Source organism: Streptomyces sp. NRRL B-1347, from assembly GCF_000720325.1.
Classification (GTDB): Bacteria; Actinomycetota; Actinomycetes; order Streptomycetales; family Streptomycetaceae; genus Streptomyces.
This window is the reverse complement of the sequence record NZ_JOJM01000007.1, coordinates 95,028-112,431: the sequence shown is the minus strand read 5'-3', so window position 1 is coordinate 112,431 and position 17,404 is coordinate 95,028. Positions and strand designations below refer to the sequence as shown.

Genomic DNA, 17,404 nt, shown 5'->3' with positions numbered 1-17,404 from the left:
TGGAGTCCCTACTTCCGCAGCCGTACTTCGAAGGCGTCCCGCAGCCCGTCACCGATGAAGTTGAACGCGGCGACGACCAGCACGATCGCGATGCCCGGCGGGAAGATCAGCCACCAGTAGCCGTTCTGCGTGTACGTGATCCCGGCGGACAGCATCGAGCCCCAGTCGGCCGACGGCGGCGGGATGCTCAGGCCGAGGAACGCCAGATAGCTGACGTAGAGGATGGCGTCGGCGATCTGGAACGTGCAGTTGACGATGACGGTGCCGATCGCGTTCGGCACGATGTGCTTGAAGACCGCCCGCGCGCCACCGCCGCCCATCATCCGCATGGCCTGGACGTACTCCCGGTCGCGCAGCGACAGCGCCTCGCCGCGCACGAGGCGGGCCGGGGACAGCCAGGCGACGGCCGCGATGATGAGGACGAGCACGCCCTTGCTGGGCGTGATGATCGCGGCGACCACGACGAGCAGGAACATCGCGGGGACGGCGAGCGCCGCGTCGGTGATCCGCATCATCGCGGCGTCCACCCAGCCGCCGAAGTAGCCGGAGACCGCGCCGTACACGGTCCCGAAGAGCGTCGCGAGGAGCCCCGCCGCGAGGCCGATCTCCAGCGAGGTGCGCCCGGCGACCATGAGGCGGCCCACCATGTCGTAGCCGAGGTCGGTGGTGCCGAGCAGGTGCCCGTCGGTGCCGGGGGAGAGGTTGGCCTGCGACAGGTCGGTGTGGACCTGCTCGGTGTCGTACAGGAGCGGGCCGAGGTAGCTGAAGGCGAGCAGCAGCACCAGGACGACCACGCCGGTGAGGGCGAGCTTGTTGCCGGTGAAGACGCGCAGGGTGCGGCGGGCGAGCGAGGGTGTCGCGAGCGCGGCCTCCTCGTGGCCCGGAGCGGTCCCGGGAGCCGGGACAGGGGCCGTCGTGGTGGTCATGCCACGCTCCGAATCCGGGGGTCGAGGACGGCGTACAGGACGTCGGTGAGCAGGGAGCCGACGACGGTGGCGATGCCGACGACGAGCGTCACGCCGAGCAGCACGGGGAAGTCCGAGCCCTGGGCGGCGTTCCAGAACAGCAGCCCCATGCCCGGGTAGTTGAACATCGACTCGACGACGAGGGCCCCGCTGAACAGCGTCGGCAGATACAGGCCGAGGAGGGTGGCCAGCGGGATCAGGGCGTTGCGCAGCACGTGCCGGACGAGCACGCGGCGGCTCGACTGCCCCTTGGCCATGGCCGTGCGGACGTAGTCCTCGGTGAGGTTGTCGAGGACGGCCGAGCGCATGTAGCGGCTGAACATCGCCACGATGCCGAACGCCATCGTCACCACCGGGAGCACCAGGCCCGTGAAGTCCCCGAGCAGCTCGCCGACCGACTCGCCCTGCGGTGCCTCCGCCGGGAGGACGGGCAGGACCTGCGCGAACACGATGATCATGACGAGGCCGAGGAAGAACACCGGCGTGGCGTACAGCAGGAACGCGAGGCCTGTGAGCGCGTAGTCGGCCGCCTTGCCGCGCCGCACCGCCTGGAGCAGGCCCAGCGGGACGGCGATGACGACGGCGAGGGCGGTCGAGAGGACCGTCAGGAGCAGCGTCTTGGGCAGCCGCTGCTTGAGCAGCTCGAAGACGGGCGAGTTGAGCTTGTAGGAGTCGCCCAGGTCGCCGGTGAGCAGGCGCTTGAGGTACATGCCGTACTGCGTGGGCAGCGAACGGTCGTAGCCCTGCTGGTGGTTGAAGTCCTGGATCTGCTGAGGCGTGCCCTTGGGGCCGAGGATGGCGCGTGCGGGGCCGCCGGGCAGCTGGTGAAGCAGCACGAACACGATGATCGACACCAGGAACAGCACGACGAGCGCCTGGAGGAAGCGCTTGAGCAGGAACGCGGTCACTTGGCCCCGCCCTTCTCGCCCCGCGGGGCCTTCTTGACGTAGTACCAGTCCTGGGGCGCGAACGTGACGGTCGGGTTCTGCTCGACGCCCCGCAGGTCGTTGCGGATCACCGACACCTGGTAGGCGGGGTTGGGCATCCACATGACCGGCAGCTGCTCCGCGAGGTACTCGCCGTAGGCGTGCACGGCCTTCATGTCCGGCGCGTACTGCACGGCGCGGATGATCCGGTCGGCCCGTTCGTCGCTGTAGTTGCCGAAGTTGGCGGAGGCGCCGGTGGAGAACAGCTGCTCGCCGCTGGGGTTGAGCGGGTAGTACCAGCTGCCCGCCGTGCCGAAGAACGACATGTCCCAGTCGCAGCCGGGGTCCTTCGCCGTGCACGGCACGGAGTTGCCGAGGACCGAGTTGAGCGGCTGCTGGCGCACCGTCAGCTCGATGCCCGCCTTGGACAGGGACGACTTGAGCTCCTGCATCATGTTCGTGGTCTCCGTGGAGCCGGACTGGGACAGCAGCGTCAGCTTCAGGGGCGTGTCCTTCGCGATGCCCGCGCCGCACTCGTCGGGGCCCGTGCCGGGGCGTTCGCAGCGGGCGGTGCCGCCGTCGTTCCGCCAGCCGTGGGCTGCGAGCAGCGCCTTGGCCCGGGCCACGGAGAACGGGTACTGGTCGCGTTCCATGGCGGGCGACAGGTACTGGCTCTTCGGTGTGACGGGCACCGGGCCGAGCGTCGGCGTGGCGCTGCCCTGCCAGATGACCTCGCTCATCGCCTTCTGGTCGACGAGGTGCTGCATGGCCTGCCGCACGTAGAGCTGGCGCAGCGGCGGGCCCGCGTGTGTGGAGTTGAAGTTGTAGACGATGTACGTGGCCGCCCAGCCCTCCCAGGGGTCGACGCGGTAGCCCTTCTCCTCGAACTTCTCCTTCTGCGCCATCACCGACGGCGGGATGTAGCCGTAGTCGACGCCTCCGGAGCGCAGCACGTTGTACTCGGAGTCGGCGGTGGTGAAGGGCTTGAAGACGACCTTGTCCAGGTGCGGGCGCTGGGACCGGGGGCCGGTGAACCTCTCGTTCGGCACGATGGTGACCTGGCCGTTGTCGCGCCACCCCGCCAGCTTCCAGGGCCCGTTGACGGTCTTCCACAGCGGGTCGCTGCCGTACGAGCCGAGGCGCTTCGCGTGCCGGGTCAGCCGGGCGAAGACCGCCTCGGCGCCCTTCTTCGTACGGTCGAAGTCACCGACTTCGCCCCCGTCGGAGGTCGCGCCCCAGGCGTGCTGGGGCAGCGCCCGCATCAGGGTGAGCTGGTTGGCGGTGAACCAGTCCGGGTTGTACGCGCGGCTCAGGCGCAGCCGCACGGTGTGGTCGTCGAGCGTCTCGAAGCGCTTGACGTTGTCGGGCATCGTGCCGACCGAGTAGTTGCCCCAGGAGGCCTTGTTGGCCTTGACGAGGTTGAACCAGAACTCCAGGTCGCGGGCCGTGACCGGCTTGCCGTCGGACCACTTCACGCCCTTGCGCAGCGGCACGGTGACGGTCCTGTTGCCGTCGCTGTACGTCGGCTCCAAGCCCAGGGTGCTCGGGCCGTGCGTGGTCAGCTCGCCCTTCCGCCGGTCCTGCACGGCGTCGTACACCGGCATGAAGAGCAGGCTCTGGATGCCGTAGTTGTACGAGGCGCCGTAGCCGGGCGCGCCGATCGGGAAGATCCAGTTGGGCGTCGCGGCGGGCGGCAGGGCCATGGTCGCGGTGCCGCCCTCGACCGGGACGCCGCCGGTCGGGCCCATGTCGACGCGGCCGCCTTCGCGGGTGCAGCCGGTGAGGGCCGCGAGCGCGAGGCCCACGGCCGCGGCCGCCTTCAGTGCACGCATGGTTCGGAGGCCTCCAGGAGCTGCCGGGACCGGATCCGCACGTTTGAGCGGTGGGAGGGCCGCACGCTAGGCCTGAGGAGAAAAGCAAGTCAAGAGCTTCGTTCGGCAAAGACTGCGAAAAGCCGGAAGGGGGCGGCCATTTCTTCGAAGGTCTGGTCAACTTCCTTTGTCGCGACCTAGTGTTCAGTCGGCATGCGAAACAACTCGTCGAACGTACGGGGGCGATATGGCAAGCGGCGCACACGGCGAGCCCGGATCGGCGCAGCACATCGTGCATCTGGTGTCGTCGGGCGCGGCCACGTCGCGGGCCGATCTCGTCCGGGAGCTGGGCCTCGCGCCGTCCACGGTCTCGCTGCGCGTGCAGGAGCTGGTGGCCGCGGGGGTGCTCACCGAGTCCGGCGAGGGGGCCTCCCGCGGCGGGCGCCGCCCCCGGCTCCTGCGGGTGCGCACCCAGGGCGGGGTCGCGCTCGCCGCCGACCTCGGCAGCCACCACGCCCGGCTCGGCGCCGTCGACCTCGGCGGCGGCGTCCTCGACCCGGTGGACCTGCCGCACGACATCACGGCGGGGCCCGAGCCCGTCGTCGAGTGGCTGTGCGACCGCGTGGCCGGGCTCGCCGCCCGGGAGCGCGCGGCGGGCCGCACGGTGCGCGCCCTCGGCGTCGCCTTCCCCGGCCCCGTCAGACCCGGCGACGGCTGTGTGCTCAGCCCCTCGCGGATGCCCGGCTGGCACCGCTACCCGCTGCGCGACGTGCTCGCCGAACGCCTCGGCATGCCCGTGACCGTCGAGAACGACGCCACGATGATGGCCGTCGGCGAGCATCGCGCCGCCCGGCCCGAACTCGACCACCTCGTCGTGGTCAAGGCGGGCCGCGGCATCGGCAGCGGCGTCATCGCGGCGGGCCGCCCGCACGACGGCGCCAACGGCGCGGCCGGGGACATCAGCCACGTCCGCATCGAGGCGGCGGGCGAGCGCCCGTGCAGCTGCGGCAACATCGGCTGCCTGGAGACCGTCGCCAGCGGCGCCGCGCTGATCCGCGAACTCGCCGCGCAGGGCGTCGAAGTGGGCTCCACGAGCGAACTGCTCCGGCTCGTCGCCGACGGCGACCCCCGGGCCACGACCCTGGTGCGCACCGCGGGCCGGCACATCGGCACGGTCCTGTCCGTCGTCGTGAACTTCTTCAACCCGCAGGCGGTGGCGCTCGGTGGGGTGCTCGCCACCGCCGAGCCCCTGGTCGCCGCCGTGCGCGGGGTCCTGTACGAACGCTGCCTGCCGCTCGCCACCGCGGACCTGGAGATCACCACCACCGTCACGGGACCCGACGCGGGCCTGCTCGGCGCGGGCCTCACCGCCCTGCGCGAGGAGCTGGCCGCGCCGTCCCGGGAGCCGCTCCCCACCCCGCGCGAGCAGCCCGCCCCCCGCCAGGAAGAGAGCGCCTGAACATGACCAGCACCGAGCCCGTCACCGGCCGCCCGCTGCGCATCGGCATCGGCGGCATCGGCATCGAGTCCTCCACGTTCTGCCCGCACCGCTCCACCACCGACGACTTCCGGCAGACCCGCGGCCAAGAGCTCCTCGACCGCTACGCCTGGACCCGCGAGGACAGCGACCTCACCTGCCTCGGCGGACCGGTCGAGTGGGTGCCGCTCCTGCACGCCACGTCGCTGCCCGGCGGCACCGTGGAGGCCGAGTCGTATCTGACCCTCAAGGACGAACTCGTCACCCGCATCCGGCGCGCGGGCCCGCTCGACGGGCTCGTGTACGACATCCACGGTGCCATGAGCGTCGTCGGCCTCACCGACGCCGAGGCAGACCTGACCGAGGCGGTGCGCGCGGCCCTGGACTTCGTGGGCACCCCTGACGGCGCTGCGGACCGCGGCGGCCGCCCCATGATCTCCGCGGCCATGGATCTGCACGGCAACGTCTCGCGCCGCTTCGCCGCACCCGTCGACCTGCTCACCGCGCACCGCCTCGCCCCGCACGAGGACGCCTGGGAGACCCGCGAGCGCGCCGCCCGCAACCTGGTGCGCTGTCTGCGCGAGGGCAGGCGGCCGCACCGCGCCTGGGTGCAGGTGCCGGTGCTCCTGCCCGGCGAGAAGACCAGCACGCGCCTGGAGCCCGCCAAGTCCCTGTACGCCTCGCTCGCCGGCATCGAGAAGCTGCCCGGCATCCTCGACGCGGCCCTGTGGGTCGGCTACGCCTGGGCCGACGAGCCGCGCTGCCGCGCCGCCGTCGTCGTCACCGGCGACGACCCCGGTCTCGCCGCCGCCGAGGCCGAGCGGCTCGCCCGCCGCTACTGGGAGGCGCGCCGCGACTTCGTCTTCGTCGGGCCGACCGGCGGCGCCGACGAGTGCATAGAGAAGGCGGTGGCCTCCGACAAGCGGCCCTTCCTCATCAGCGACTCCGGCGACAACCCCACCGCGGGCGGCGCGGGCGACCTCGCGTACATGCTGGCCCGGCTGCTGGCCAACGACGCGATCCGCTCAGGGCGCGTCACCGCCCTGCACCCCGGCATCACCGACCCCGTCGCCGTCGCCCGGTGCTTCGCGGCGGGCGTCGGCGCCGAGGTGACGCTGTCCGTGGGCGGCAAGGTCGACACGGGCCACGGCGGACCGTACGAACTCACCGGCACCGTCGAGGCGTTGCAGCGCGCCACCGACCAGAAGGACCGCGCCGAGGGCGGCGCGTACGACCGGGGCGTCGACACGGCGGCCGTCCGCGTCGGCGGGCTCACGCTGATCCTCGTCGCGCACCGCAAGCCGTTCCACACCCTCGCCGACTTCACGGGTCCCGCCGACGGCGGCCTCAACATCGACCCGAGGACGTACGACGTGGTCGTCGTGAAGATCGGCTATCTGGAGCCGGAGCTGTACGACATGGCCGCCGACTGGCTGCTCGCGCTCACGCCCGGCGGCGTCGACCAGGACCTCGAACGGCTCGGCCACCACCGCGTGGAGCGCCCCCTCTACCCCTTCGACGAGGACGCGTACGAGGAGGGCGCGGGCCCCGACCTGACGGCGGTCCACCTCCCGCCGCTCGCCCCCTGAGAGCCTGAGCCCGTCCGCAAACGCCCCGGTCAGCGTCGCCCGTACGAGAGGAACCGTCCGCCATGAAGCGTGCCGCCACCCTGTCCGCCCTGGTCTGTCTGCTCGCCGTGACAGCGGCCGCGCCCGCCGCGCCCGGCGGCCACGGCACGGGGCACGGCCCGGACCGGGACAAGGGCCGGGACAAGGGCAGCCTCCTGGACTCCGTGCCGAAGCGGGGCGTGCTGCGCGTGTGCACGACCGGCGACTACCGCCCCTTCACGCACCGCGAGGCCTACGGCGGCTATCGCGGCATCGACATCGACATGGCCCGTGACCTGGCCAAGTCCCTCGACGCGAAGCCCAAGTACGTCGCCACCAGCTGGAAGGAGATCGTCGACGACGTGGCCGACCGCCGCTGTGACATCGCCGTCGGCGGCGTCTCCATCACCCTGCCGCGCGCCCGCAAGGCGTACTTCAGCGAGCCGACCCGCGAGGACGGCAAGACCCCGATCACGCGCTGCGCGGACAAGGGCAAGTACGACACCCTCGACCGGATCGACAAGCCCGGCACCCGGGTGATCGTCAACCCCGGCGGCACGAACGAGCAGTTCGCCCGCGCCCACATCAAGCGGGCCGCGCTCACCCTCCACCCGGACAACACCACGATCTTCCAGGAGATCGTCGACGGCCGCGCGGACGTGATGATGACGGACGCGAGCGAGACCCGCTACCAGGCGCGGCTCCACCCCGAACTGTGCTCGGTCCACCCGGACAAGCCCTTCACCTTCGCCGAGAAGGCCTACGCGCTGCCGCGCGGGGACGAGGAGTTCAAGGAGTACGTCGACCAGTTCGTGCACCTCGCCACCCACGACGGGACGTACGCGGCGTACGAGGCGGAGTGGCTGGAGTAGCGGACGCGGGACGGCGGGGGCCGGTGCGGCCCCGAACCCCTGACAAAGTCGACATGCACGCGCCAAACTGTGCGCATGTCCTTAGCAGAGCTGGCGAGCATGGCCGTCACCGCCATGACGACGGGGGTCGCCTCCGGTGCGGGAACCGCGGTGGTCGACGAAGTGAGACAACTGGTCAGGGGCGGCCTCGAACGGTCCGAGGAGGGGCGCGGCGCGCTGCGCCGGCTCGACGCCGAACCGGTCCCCGACGGCGCGGCCGACGACGTCCACGCCCGGCTGACCGCACTCCTTGAGGAGGACCCGGAGTTCGCCCGCCGGCTCCGGGCCGCCCTCGAACCTGCGGCGCCCCCGCCGCCCGCCGCCCCGCCGACCGTCCACCAGCAGATCAACATCGGCGGCAACGCCGACCACAGCACCATCGTCATCGGCCCCGTCGAACTGCCCCGCACCCGGGGCGTGCTCATCGCCCTCACCAGCATCGGCGTCGTCCTGGCCGTGCTGCTTGTGCTCGGCTTCCGCAGCGTCCTGAACGGCCTCACGGACGACGACGGGGGTGGCTCGCAGGGCTCCGACGGCCGACGGGTCACCGCGCTGAAGAACGAGTCGGACGTCAACGCGATCCTGCCGGACTCCGGGGCCCTGCCCGGAGGCTGGGTCATCACGGACCCGCCGGACGTCAACAAGGGCGCCATCTACGACGACTGCGGTCAGGCCTGCACGGGGGCGCTGTTCGGCGGCACGGTACGCCACGAGATGGAGCCGTCCGACGGAGCCTATTTCGCAGTGGAGACCTACGACACGGCGGAGCACGCCGCCGCGCGGTTCAAGGCCGTCCGCGAGAGCCAGAACCGCAACACGGACCTCTACGACCCCATGTCGATCGATCCGGTGGGAGACGAGAGCATCGCGTACCGGAAGAAGATCGTGAACGCTTCGGAGGCGGTGGCGGGCGCCCGCGTCGGCACGGTCGTCACCTGGATCACGTACCGCACCGGCGACTCCTCCCTGGAGCCCGCCGACCTCAACACCCTGACCCGCATGCTCGCCGAGCGCGCTCAGCAGGCACAGAACGGCGAGAAGCCCTTCGCCCGGGCCGAGTTCTGACAGCGGCGCACCCGTGGCCGCCGCACCCCGGGGTAATCCCTGGGCCCGTCCCCGATGCCGGGCCGCCCGTCGGCGGCCTACGGTGGCAGCCGCCAGGAGCTGAGGGGCGCCGCAGACGGCTGCGGTGAGCTCCGGGCGGTCCGGAGGTTCGCGCGATGCACCCATCCCGCAGGAACTGTGTCCACAGCGGGACGAGCGGGCGGCTCGCCTCGACCACCACCGACGACATCGACGCGCTCGTCGCGCGCCTGAAGGACCGGCCGAGCGTCGTCCTGCACTTCCACGGCGGGCTCGTCGACGACGTGCTCGGCTTCGTGACGGCCGAGCGGCTCGCCCCGGTGTACGAGGCCGCGGGCGCCGAGCCGGTGTTCTTCGTGTGGAGCAGCGGCCTCCTGGAGACGCTGCGCGGCAACCTGCCGCAGATCCTCAGCGAGGGCGTCTTCCAGACCCTCCTGAACCGGGTCGTGCGCTTCGCCTCCGGCATCGTCTTCCAGCAGCCGGGCCAGCGCGCGCTCGGCAGCTTCACCGTGCCGTCGACGCGCGCCGTGGCCCGCGAACTCGCCCTGCTGCGCACGGGCCAGGAGCCGTACGCGCGGCTCACACCGCCCGCCGAGGTCCCCGCGCTGAGCGAGGCCGAGCGGGTGCGCATCACCGCCGACCTCGCGGCGGACACCGAACTCGCCGAGCGCAACCGGGAGATCGTGGGCTCGGTCCTGCGCTCGGCTCCCGCGACGACCGCCGCGCGCGACATCGACGGGGGGCGCGCGGCGGTCGCCACTCTCATGTCACCGGACACGGTGGCCGAGCTCGCCGCGGAGACCGCCGACGCGGAGAACCGCCGGGCCGTGGTCACCTCCGCGCTCCTGGTGCGCAAGACGGTGCGCGTGGTCTCCGCCGTCGTCGCCCGTTTCCGGCACCGCACCGACCACGGCCTGTACCCGACCGTCGTCGAGGAGATACTCCGCGAGTTCTACCTCGCCAACGTCGGCGCGGCCGTCTGGGACGCGATGAAGCGGCAGACCGCGGACACCTTCGCGGACGCCGCCGAACCCCGCGCCGGACGCTACTTCCTCGACCGCTTCAGCCGGTTGCTGGCCTCCGGGAGCAGGCCCCGGGTGACCCTGGTCGGGCACAGCGCGGGCGCCGTCTTCATCGGCAACCTCCTCACGGACCTGGCCCGCAGGCGCGCCGACGCCGACGACCCGCTGCCCGCGGACTTCCGCGTCCACGACGTCGTCCTCCTCGCGCCCGCCTGCACCGTCGGCCACCTGGCGGGGGTGGTGCGCCGCCAGGCCGAACTCTTCGACAGGCTGCGGATGTTCACCATGACCGACGCGGCCGAACGCGCCGACCAACTGGTGCCCTTCCTGTACCCGCGCTCCCTGCTGTACTTCGTCTCCGGCGTCCTGGAGCGCGGGCCGGAGGGGGAGACCGCGGTGTCGCCCCTCGCGGGCATGCAGCGCTGGTTCACGGCCGAGGGCGACACCGACGGCGCGGACGTGCGGGACCTGCGGGCCTTCCTGCGCGCGGACGCCGGCCGCACCGTGTGGTCGCCGGTGGACGGCGGCCCGGGGCTCACCTCCGGCGCCCGCAGCCACGCCGGATTCGACGACGACCCGGAGGTCCTGGCCAGCCTGGCCCGGATGCTCGCCGACTGACGGCCGCGCGGCCGGGGGGAACAGCTCCACCAGGGGGAAAACTCGATGAACGACCTGCACTACGCCGTGGTCGTCGGCATCAACCGCTATCCGGCGATCAGCGATCTGCGCGGCGCCCGCGGCGACGCGGGCCGGTTCCGCGACTGGCTGGTCGACCCGACCGGAGGCAACGTACCGGAGCGCAACGTCGCCCTGGTCACAGCCACCGAGCGCGACGAGCGCGAGGCCGACGTGATGACCGCGGTGCCGACCCGCGAGAGCGTCAACCGGGCCCTGTACCTGGCCCACCGCGCGGTCCGCAAGGCCGTCGACGAGGGCGGCAACTGGGCCGACACGCGCCTGTACGTGTTCCTCGCGGGCCACGGCATCGCCCCGTTCGGCGGCGACGCCGCGCTGCTCATGGCCAACGCCGCGATCGACCTGCTCGGCAACCACATCGCGGTGCGCCCCTACCTGTCCTGGTACGAGTCGGCGTCGCCGTTCCACGAGATCGTCTTCCTCGCCGACTGCTGCCGCACCCGCTTCGGCGGCGTCGCGGCCTTCGGACCGCCGTTCACGGACACCACCGAGGCGCCCGACAAGGTCGAGTGCCTCGTCGGCTACGCGACGTCGCTCGGCGATCCGGCCTACGAGCAGCAGGCGCCCGATCCGAACCGGGCCCGCGGGCACTTCACCAGCGCGCTGATCGAGGGCCTGCGCGGGGCGGGCGGCGGCACCGTCACCTCCGAGGGCAAGGTCACGTCCGACAGCCTCACCGACTACGTGCGCCGCCACGTGATGGACCGCACCGCCGAGGCGCTCGTCCCGCAGGAGGCCCGGTTCCTGCGGGAGACCAGCACGCCCATCGTCTTCGCGGAAGGCCTCCAGGGCGTCGGCTCCTATCCGGTGACGCTGCGCTTCCCCGCGGGCTTCCGCGGCTGGGTGGAGCTGCGCGGCCGCGACGTCACCGAGCCGCGGCGGCTGTACGTCGACGGAGCCGCCGGGGCTGCCGGAACCGCCGGAGCCGTCGGGGCCGAACACGTCGAGCCGCTCGTACCGGGTCTGTACAAGGTCGTGCCGGAGAGCCCGGCGGCGCCGGACTTCAGGGACGGCGGATTCTTCGAGGTCGTCACCGGAGGTGGCCACGGTGTCCAGTTCTGACAAGGCGCGCCCCGAGGTGCCGTTCGTCGTCATCCCCGACACCCCGTCGGTCCTGGTCACCGTCACCGACGAGACGCTGAGCGAGGTCGCCTACGGCATGGGCACCATCGAGACGACCGTGCCGCCCGGCATCTACCGCATCGAGCAGCGCTTCGCGGGCGCCGTCGCCACCCAGTTCGTCGAGGTCGGCGACGAGGCGTTCACGGAGCGCCTGCCGCTGCCCCGGGTCCCGGCCCCGGTGCCCGTCCGGCGGACCGCCACCACCCACGACGAGCACCGGAGTGCCGCGCTGCGCTGGAGCCGGGAGTCCACGCACCAGGCGGGCGCGCCCAGCCTGATGGTGCTGCTGCGCAATCTGCGCCGCGCCTTGCGGCTCGACCCGTACGCCCTGCAGATCACCGCGGAGAGCGGCGCTGCCGTGGACGGCGGCGAGGTCGGCTGGCGCGTCGACGAGCAGCAGGGCTGGTCGGCGTGGAGCGGCCCGCTGGCGCCCGGTGGCTACCGGCTCCGGCTGCGCAAGCCGTCGGGCGAGGGCCTGCCCCTCGCCCAGGCGCTGTGGGTGTCGGAGGGCTGGACCACCCTCGTGTTCGTCAGCAACGGCCCGCGCGGCGCCCAGCCCCAGCACGCCTCCGTGGAGATGGCGCGGCTCGGCACCGGCTGGAGCCCCGCCGACGAGGAGCTGAGCCTCGCCCGCGAGGCGGCGCTCTCCGGCCTTCGCCAGGGCCTCGACCTCATCTCGGACCAGCAGCTGTTCCCGATGCTGGACTCGCGGAGCGTGGATCCGTTCCTCGGTGTCATCGGCGCGCACGCGATGCTGCTCGACCACCGGCCCGACCTGCGGCGCCTCGACGAGGTCGTGCGACGGCTCACCCCGCACCTGCCCGGCCACCCGGACGTCGCCGCGCTGCGCACCCTGATCGACGGGCCGCCCGCGCGGGTCGCGTCGCCGCCCATGCTGGCGGCCTCCTGCCGACTGCTGATCGAGGCGGACGCGACCGACCCCGGGGTGATCGAGGACGGCTCCGCGGCGGAGGGCGTCGCCGAGCGCCTGGTGGGGCGCGGCGTGTGGACGACCTGGCTGGAGCAGGAGCGCTGGCCGGGCGGCCTGACGGCCCGCGGCGGACTCGCGCCGCGCGGCGTGGGCGGCGCCCGCCCGCTGGCGTCCGACGCGGTCAGCCGCGTCCAGGCCTACGTCCAGGAGATCGCGGACCTGGAGGGCCGGGCCGTGGCGGACGTCCTGCACGACGTGTCGCGGGACGAGCTGTGCCGCAGGACGGGTCTGCCGCACCGGCCGGTGGAGCGGGCGATCGAGGGGCTGCGCGGGACCGGGGCCGGGTGAGGGACGTGCCCGCCGGCGCGGCGGGTTCCGGGGGAGCGGGGGCTGAGCCACGCGGGGGGTGGTTCAGCCCCTCCACGGGTCCGGCGCGCCCGGCCCCGGCGGGTCTCCCGGGCGTGGGAAGGCCCCCGGCGGGTCCCGGGCGCGGGAAAGCCCCGTCCAGGGCGTGAGCGCACCATGGTGGTGGCCGGTCGGCCGGCACTTCGCTCAACCAGGGGAGTTCCCCCTTCTCCCCGCATCCTGGACGAGGCAGGTCCATCGTGACGTGCGGGCGTCACCGCCGCGTCACACCACCGGTTCACACCGTCGCGTGCCGCAGCATCTCCGCGAACATCCCGGACGGCTCGACGCCGAGTTCCCCGCGCAGCAGCCCGCGGAACGTCTCGTACTGCCGCACCGCCTCGGTCAGGTTGTGCTCCGCGAGGTGCACGGAGACCACCGCGCGATGGGCGCTCTCCCGCAGCGGGTCGATGCGGGTGCTCTCCAGGGCCGCCTCCAGGGCGGGACCGTAGGCGCGCGTCGCCACGAGCCGCGCCGACAGCGCCTCCAGGGCGTGCAGCCGCAGCTGGTGCAGCCGCTCCCGCTCGAAGGACACCCAGTCCTGTTGCCAGCCGGGCAGCAACTCGCCGCCGCACAGCAGCACTTCGTACGCCGAGCGCAGCCGCACCGGTGCCCCCGCGAGGACCTGGCGCGCGGCCGCCGTGAAGTCCTGGATGTCGACGCGCACCTTGCGGCTGAGCGCGAGGGCGCCGCCGCGCGCGTCCGACAGGGCCGAACCCGCCCCGTTCAGGCGCCACATGGCGGTCCGCAGACTGGCGCGGGCCCGCGCCTCGGTGGCGTCCGGCCACAGCGTGCCCGCGAGCGTCGAGCGCGTGGCCGTGCCGCACAGCGCGAGCCGGGCGAGGACCTGCTGCCCGCTGGCGGGCACCTCCACCGGCTCGCCGCCCCAGCCGCAACAGCACGCGCGGTCCCCTTCGTTCCCGCGGTTCTCACCGCTCGCCGTGCCCTCACGGGTGAGGAGGAATCCGCCGAGCAGGCGCAGTCGCAGCGCGGGCCGTTCGGCACCGGCCGCCGCGCACGTGAACGAAGCCATCGAGCCACCTCCAGGGGTCCCGCCGACGCCCTGCCGTCCGGCACGAACGTACGGGCCCGGGCGGCCGCGCGCCTCCGGGAGCGTGCCGGGGTTTACCCCGGTGTGCCCTCGCCCGGGCCGGAGCGCCCCGCGCCCGTCAGCCCGCCGTGCCGAGGCGCTGGACCAGGCCGATGCGCGAGGTGATGCCGAGCTTGGCGTAGGTGTGCCCCAGGTGGTACTCGATGGTCTTGACGCTCAGGGCGAGGGCCGTGGCGATCTGACGGTTGGTGAGGCCCTGTGCGGCGAGCCGCGCCACCGCGAGCTCCTGCGGGGTGAGCGCCCCGTCGAGGCCGTCGCCGACGCCGTCGCGGGCCCGCTCGTCGGCCGGCAGCGGCGGGGCCGCCCGGCCGCAGGCGCTGAGTTCGCGTACACACCGGGCCTGGTAGGGCAGCGCACCGAGCCCGGTCATGGCCGTGTGCGCCGCCTGCAGCTGGGCGATGGCCAGGGATCGGCGGCCGATGCGGCGCAGGAACGCGCCGTGGTCGAGCGCCACCCGGGCCCGCACGAAGGGCAGCGGGGCCTGCGCGGCGTGGTCCTGCGCCCGGGCGTACGCGGCCTGGGCGCGCTGGGGTTCGCGGCGGGCGGCCAGCAGATTGCCGCGGATCCGCGCGGCCGCGGCGAGCGCCGAGTGCCGTCCGCGCGCTCGCGCGAGCTCCTCGTAGGGGCCGAGCACCGCCTCCGCCTCGTCGAGCTCCCCGAGCTGGAGGAGGGCGTCGACGAGCAGCGGCTGCCAGTCCACGACGCCGGGTTCGTTGACCCCGTCCTGCTCGGCGAAGCCGAGCAGCGGGCGCAGCGCCGCCACGACGGCCTCGGGTTCGCCGCGCGCGTCCGCGCAGTGCCCCTGGGCGCACACCCCGTACGCGTACGCCACCGGGGTCTCCGCGCCGCCGGGGCCCTCGCCCGCCGTGCGCAGGTGCTCCGCCGCCCGGTCGAAGGCGCCGCGGGCGGCGAGGATCTGCGCGGCCACGCCGTGCGTGACCGGCTTCAGCCACCACTGGTCGGCGTCGTCGGCGATGGAGGCCGCGGACTCGGCGTGGATCAGCGCCTCGTCCCACTCGCCGAGCCGGTGCAGGGTCTGGGCGAGCGCCGAGGTGGAGAGCAGCCGCAACGGGACCGTCGTCGCCCGGCAGTTGGCGACGGCGCCGCGCAGGTCCTGCCGGGCCCCGTGCAGATCGTCCGACCACAGCCGCAGCTCGCCCCGCGCCAGCAGCAGGTCGATGCTCTTGAGCGGCACGATCATCGGGTCCGGCAGGTCCGCGGCGAGCGCGATGCCCTCCTTGGCGCGGCCGCTGAGGCCGAGCGCGATGAGGTGGTTGAAGCGCAGCATCCGGCTCGGCCCCTGCGCGGTGGAGAGCCGCTGGGCGCGCTCGGCCCACTGCGCCGCCTCCGCGGCCTGCCCGCACATCACGGCGGCGTAGCTCAACTGCTCGGCGGCGCGCGCCGCGAGCGCGGGCTCGCGCTCCTGGTCGCACTGCTCCCAGGCGTCGACGAGCAGCGTCCACGCCGCCTGGGTGCGCCCTTGGACGCGGGCCACATAGCCGCGGACGTAGCCGCGCAGCGCCGGTTCCGACGACTCGGGCAGGCCCGCGGCCAGCTCGGCGGCCTCCTGTACGCGGCCGTCGAGCAGCAGCGCCTCGACGGCCTCGACGGCGAGCCGGTCCCGCTCCCGGGGGCCGGTCGCCACCCGCGACGCGTGCCGCAGATGGGTGCCCGCGACGGCCCACTGGCCGGTGGCCGCCTCGCGGCGCGCACAGGCGGCGAGCGCGGCGGCGAGCTGCTCGTCGGGCCCGGTGGCGGCGAGCACGCGGTGGCGCAGCTTCGAGTACTCGTCGGCGACCAGGGCGGCGGCCCGGGTGTGCAGGGCCGCGCGCTGGGCGGGCCCGATGTCCTGGTAGACGGCCGCGTGCACCAGCGGGTGCGGGAAGGAGATCTCCGGCGCGGAGGCCCCGCCGTGCGACTCGCGCAGGAGCCCCGCCCGGACGGCCCGCTCCAGGGCGGGCAGTGGCTGCGCGACCTTGGCGAGGCGCGCGGCGACCTGTAATCGGCAGGAGAGCCCGAGCACGCTGACCGCCTGCACGAGCCGCTGGGCCTGTGCCCCGCACCCGGCGAGGTTGGCGAGCACCAGCATGGCGTACGAACGCGGCGCGGGCAGCGGTGTCGTGACGTCGAGCAGCACGGCGGACGGCACCTGGTCGAGGAGCGCGCGGGCGTGCAGCGGGTTGCCGTGGGTGTGGGTGTGCAGCCGCAGGGACGCCGAGTGCGGAAGCCGGGCCACGCCCAACCGGTCGCTGAGCGCGGCCAGTTCGTCCGGGCTGAGCCCGTCGAGGGCGAGCCGTCGCGTGCGCGCGTCGGTGAGCAGTCTGCGCAGCCCCTCGGGCAGTTCGGGCACGTGCGGGTCGCGCAGCGCGACGACGGCCAGGACCCGGTCGTGCCGCAGCCGGCGCAGCGCGAACGTCAGCGCGTTCAGCGATTCGGGGTCGGCCCAGTGCGCGTCGTCGACGACGAGGACGACGGGCCCCTTGCTCTGCACCTCGCTGAGCAGGTCGATGAGCCCGAACCCGGCGGACAGCGGCGGCAGGTTGGCGTGCAGCGACTGCGGGGTGCGCACCAGGAGTTCCGCCAGGGTGTCCGGCACCGGCAGCGGGCTCTGCCCGACGAGCTGGGCGAGGACGCCGCACGGCAGCGCGCTCTCGTTCTCCTCGCCGCTCGCGTGCAGCACGCACGTGCCGTCGTCCACCGTGTCGAGGAACCGGCGCACGAGAGCCGTCTTGCCGATGCCGCCGGGGCCTTCGAGCAGCACGAGGCGCGGTGTGCCCGCGACGACCGCCGCGAAGTCGGCGCGCAGTGCGGCCAGTTCGGGCGCGCGCCCGCAGAAGGCGTCGTCGGGTACGGCGGGGTGGCGGAGCTCGTGCGCGGCGTCCCCTGGTGTCATCGCCGCCCCCGGGCACCGGCAGCGGCCACGGGGGGCCTGTGGGAGTGGGCGACCCGTGCCGAACGCATGGCCATGGACCCCACGATGGTGTCCAACACACCTTGTGCACAAGCCAAATGCCCGGATCCGCGGCCATGCGGTGTGCCAGGCGTGGCGGTGGGCTACGGCGTGTCGTCGGGCGTCACGTCCCCCAGGGCGAAGGCCTCGGGCAGCGGCGGTTCGAGCAGCGAGAGCAGTTCCAGCCAGCCGTGGAACGGCCGCGGCGGGCTCTCGGTGTGCTCGGAGTTCTCGGGGTTCTCGCACACGACGTTCCCGCACACCCCGTCGTGCGACCGGTACACCTCGATGACGTAGCGCACAACGCCTCCCGGGGCCGCTGCGGGGCGCGAGCCGTGACGCGTGACGACGGGGAAGGACGTGACGCGCGCACAGCCGTGACGCATG

The 17,404-nt window shown here is 73.6% G+C and carries 13 protein-coding genes; 7 read left to right on the top strand and 6 right to left on the bottom strand.

Annotation, left to right across the window (positions count from 1 at the left end; translation table 11 throughout):
* Positions 1-8: 8 nt before the first annotated feature.
* The 3 genes from IG74_RS0109980 to IG74_RS0109970 are packed head-to-tail and all read right to left on the bottom strand — an operon-like array spanning position 9 to position 3,723.
* Positions 9-926 carry an ABC transporter permease gene (locus tag IG74_RS0109980; RefSeq protein WP_030673064.1) on the bottom strand — a complete coding sequence of 306 codons (918 nt, stop codon included), beginning with the start codon at positions 924-926 and terminating at the stop codon, positions 9-11.
* Positions 923-1,873, bottom strand: a complete 951-nt coding sequence (locus IG74_RS0109975; protein ID WP_030673061.1) for an ABC transporter permease — start codon at positions 1,871-1,873, stop codon at positions 923-925. Before IG74_RS0109975 ends, IG74_RS0109980 begins: the two co-directional genes overlap by 4 nt.
* On the bottom strand, positions 1,870-3,723 hold the full coding sequence (locus tag IG74_RS0109970) for a peptide ABC transporter substrate-binding protein (protein WP_037824965.1): 1,854 nt from the start codon (positions 3,721-3,723) through the stop codon (positions 1,870-1,872). The genes IG74_RS0109975 and IG74_RS0109970 overlap by 4 nt, the downstream gene beginning before the upstream one ends.
* A gap of 226 nt (positions 3,724-3,949) precedes the next feature.
* Between IG74_RS0109970 and IG74_RS0109965 the strand changes: the two genes are divergently transcribed.
* The 7 genes from IG74_RS0109965 to IG74_RS0109935 all read left to right on the top strand — a co-directional run bounded on the left by IG74_RS0109965 (position 3,950) and on the right by IG74_RS0109935 (position 12,899).
* Positions 3,950-5,161: an ROK family transcriptional regulator gene (locus IG74_RS0109965; RefSeq protein WP_030673056.1), complete on the top strand. Its 1,212-nt coding sequence runs from the start codon at positions 3,950-3,952 to the stop codon at positions 5,159-5,161.
* A gap of 2 nt (positions 5,162-5,163) precedes the next feature.
* On the top strand, positions 5,164-6,768 hold the full coding sequence (locus IG74_RS0109960; protein ID WP_030673053.1) for a M81 family metallopeptidase: 1,605 nt from the start codon (positions 5,164-5,166) through the stop codon (positions 6,766-6,768).
* A gap of 62 nt (positions 6,769-6,830) precedes the next feature.
* A complete protein-coding gene (locus IG74_RS0109955; RefSeq protein ID WP_030673049.1) occupies positions 6,831-7,658 on the top strand; it encodes a transporter substrate-binding domain-containing protein in 828 nt (275 codons plus the stop codon).
* A gap of 75 nt (positions 7,659-7,733) precedes the next feature.
* Positions 7,734-8,762 carry a hypothetical protein gene (locus IG74_RS0109950; protein WP_158857563.1) on the top strand — a complete coding sequence of 343 codons (1,029 nt, stop codon included), beginning with the start codon at positions 7,734-7,736 and terminating at the stop codon, positions 8,760-8,762.
* A 155-nt stretch (positions 8,763-8,917) separates the two neighbouring features.
* Positions 8,918-10,420, top strand: a complete 1,503-nt coding sequence (locus IG74_RS0109945) for a hypothetical protein (protein WP_030673042.1) — start codon at positions 8,918-8,920, stop codon at positions 10,418-10,420.
* 45 nt (positions 10,421-10,465) lie between these two features.
* On the top strand, positions 10,466-11,560 hold the full coding sequence (locus IG74_RS0109940) for a caspase family protein (RefSeq protein ID WP_030673039.1): 1,095 nt from the start codon (positions 10,466-10,468) through the stop codon (positions 11,558-11,560).
* The gene (locus tag IG74_RS0109935) at positions 11,547-12,899 is read left to right on the top strand and encodes a hypothetical protein (RefSeq protein ID WP_158857561.1); all 1,353 of its coding nucleotides are present in this window, start codon (positions 11,547-11,549) and stop codon (positions 12,897-12,899) included. Before IG74_RS0109940 ends, IG74_RS0109935 begins: the two co-directional genes overlap by 14 nt.
* Positions 12,900-13,194: 295 nt before the next feature.
* Here the strand turns inward: IG74_RS0109935 and IG74_RS0109930 are convergent, their stop codons facing one another.
* The 3 genes from IG74_RS0109930 to IG74_RS0109920 all read right to left on the bottom strand — a co-directional run bounded on the left by IG74_RS0109930 (position 13,195) and on the right by IG74_RS0109920 (position 17,319).
* Positions 13,195-13,989, bottom strand: a complete 795-nt coding sequence (locus IG74_RS0109930; RefSeq protein WP_051854739.1) for an AfsR/SARP family transcriptional regulator — start codon at positions 13,987-13,989, stop codon at positions 13,195-13,197.
* 136 nt (positions 13,990-14,125) lie between these two features.
* Entirely contained in the window at positions 14,126-16,960 is a 2,835-nt protein-coding gene (locus IG74_RS0109925; protein WP_051854738.1) for a helix-turn-helix transcriptional regulator, read from the bottom strand.
* Positions 16,961-17,121: 161 nt separating this feature from the next.
* Positions 17,122-17,319 carry a hypothetical protein gene (locus IG74_RS0109920; RefSeq protein ID WP_030673028.1) on the bottom strand — a complete coding sequence of 66 codons (198 nt, stop codon included), beginning with the start codon at positions 17,317-17,319 and terminating at the stop codon, positions 17,122-17,124.
* Between the last annotated feature and the right edge of the window lie 85 nt (positions 17,320-17,404).

Excerpts from the sequence above, each read along its gene's own strand:
- IG74_RS0109980 (WP_030673064.1), bottom strand. The coding sequence starts at position 926 with ATGACCACCACGACGGCCCCTGTCCCGGCTCCCGGGACCGCTCCGGGC.
- IG74_RS0109970 (WP_037824965.1), bottom strand. The coding sequence starts at position 3,723 with ATGCGTGCACTGAAGGCGGCCGCGGCCGTGGGCCTCGCGCTCGCGGCC.
- IG74_RS0109965 (WP_030673056.1), top strand. The coding sequence starts at position 3,950 with ATGGCAAGCGGCGCACACGGCGAGCCCGGATCGGCGCAGCACATCGTG.
- IG74_RS0109960 (WP_030673053.1), top strand. The coding sequence starts at position 5,164 with ATGACCAGCACCGAGCCCGTCACCGGCCGCCCGCTGCGCATCGGCATC.
- IG74_RS0109955 (WP_030673049.1), top strand. The coding sequence starts at position 6,831 with ATGAAGCGTGCCGCCACCCTGTCCGCCCTGGTCTGTCTGCTCGCCGTG.
- IG74_RS0109950 (WP_158857563.1), top strand. The coding sequence starts at position 7,734 with ATGTCCTTAGCAGAGCTGGCGAGCATGGCCGTCACCGCCATGACGACG.
- IG74_RS0109945 (WP_030673042.1), top strand. The coding sequence starts at position 8,918 with ATGCACCCATCCCGCAGGAACTGTGTCCACAGCGGGACGAGCGGGCGG.
- IG74_RS0109940 (WP_030673039.1), top strand. The coding sequence starts at position 10,466 with ATGAACGACCTGCACTACGCCGTGGTCGTCGGCATCAACCGCTATCCG.
- IG74_RS0109930 (WP_051854739.1), bottom strand. The coding sequence starts at position 13,989 with ATGGCTTCGTTCACGTGCGCGGCGGCCGGTGCCGAACGGCCCGCGCTG.
- IG74_RS0109925 (WP_051854738.1), bottom strand. The coding sequence starts at position 16,960 with ATGACACCAGGGGACGCCGCGCACGAGCTCCGCCACCCCGCCGTACCC.